At 65.5% G+C, this 1,431-nt stretch carries 2 protein-coding genes; one reads left to right on the top strand and one right to left on the bottom strand.

Annotated elements, in window-relative coordinates:
• Nucleotides 1-61: 61 nt before the first annotated feature.
• Nucleotides 62-877, top strand: a complete 816-nt coding sequence (locus ACFWPJ_RS32790) for an alpha/beta fold hydrolase (protein ID WP_378857393.1) — start codon at nt 62-64, stop codon at nt 875-877.
• A gap of 12 nt (nt 878-889) precedes the next feature.
• On the opposite strand, the gene ACFWPJ_RS32795 is transcribed toward ACFWPJ_RS32790, so the two are convergent.
• Nucleotides 890-1,431: class I SAM-dependent methyltransferase (locus ACFWPJ_RS32795; protein WP_378857395.1), on the bottom strand; the 542-nt coding region annotated here is incomplete at its 5' end.

Genomic DNA, 1,431 nt, shown 5'->3' on the forward strand with positions numbered 1-1,431 from the left:
CGCACACGGGCATTGCGCCATGTAATCTCGCCCTGTGTGCGCCGACATCGACGGTATTCGCATGCATTACGTGACCGGAGGGAGCGGCTCGCCGGTGGTGCTCATCCACGGGTGGCCACAGACCTGGTACGGCTGGTGGCAGATCATGCCTGCGCTCGCCGAGCATCACACCGTCTACGCCGTCGACCTTCCCGGGCTGGGGGACAGCAGCGGCTCACCGAGCGGGTACCGCAAGGCCACCCTGGCGCGCTACATCCACACCCTCATCGCAGACCGGCTCGGCGTGCGCGATGCGGCGATCGTCGGGCACGACTTCGGCGCCGCGGTGGCCTTCCACTACGCCACCCAGTTCCCCGCTGACACCGCTCGTCTCGGATACCTCGACCTGCCGCTCCCCGGGCCCGCGGTAGACGCTCCTACCTACCGCTCGATGAGCTGGCACATCGCCTTTCATTCCCAGCAACAGGTTCCCGAGGCGGTGGTCGGTGACAACGTCCGTGACTATCTGGCCTTGTTTTATCCCCAGGTCTCTTTCGGCGGAACGGCTTTCGGCGGCACCTCGCGGCGTACTCCCTTCACCGATGCCGAAATCGACGAGTACGCAAGGACTTACAGCCGGCCCGAGAACCTGACCGGTGGTTTCGAGCTGTACCGTGCCCTGGACCAAGATGTCCACGATTCGGTGGCGGCGGCGCCGACGCATATCCCGACGCTGCTCATGACCGCGCAGGGACAGCTCGACCAGGTCCGGGCGAGTGCGGCGGCGCGGTTGGCCAATATCGTGCACGCGGTGGACGTTCCGAACGCGGGACACTGGCTCGTCGAAGAGAATCCGCAGTTCGTCACCGCAGAGCTGTTGAGATTTCTTCGTGGGTGAGCGCGACAGGGCCTAGCCCCAGGCACGGCGTGTCGCGGGCATCTCGGCGTTTCCCGTCGCTTCCGGCACCACGCCGAGTACCTGGTGGATCCCGAGTCCGCCGTCCTCGAAGCCCAGTGCGGAGGCGGCCATATAGAGCCGCCAGACTCGTGCTCTCCCCTCGCCGACGAGTGAAACCGCCTGTTCCCAAGCATTTTCCAGATTCGCGACCCAACAGCGAAGGGTGCGCTCGTAGTGCTCCCGCAGCGCTTCGACGTCGCGCACTTCGAATCCGGCGCGTTCCATGGCCAGGACGACTTCGCCCACGTCGACGAGTTCGCCGTCCGGGAAGACATAGCGCCCGATGAAGGAGCGATTCTGCATGATGGAGCCGCCCGGCGAGGAGATGGCATGGTTGAGCAGCCGTCCGCGCGGGTGCAGCAGTGCGCGGAGGGTGTCGAAGTACCCGGCGGCGTTCTTGGTGCCGACGTGTTCGAACATGCCGATCGAGGAGATGGCGTCGAACTCCTCGCCGCGCAGGTCCCGATAATCGGCGATTCTGATCTCGACACTGC

The sequence above is a fragment of the Nocardia sp. NPDC058497 genome, assembly GCF_042720195.1.
In the GTDB taxonomy this organism is placed as follows: Bacteria; Actinomycetota; Actinomycetes; order Mycobacteriales; family Mycobacteriaceae; genus Nocardia.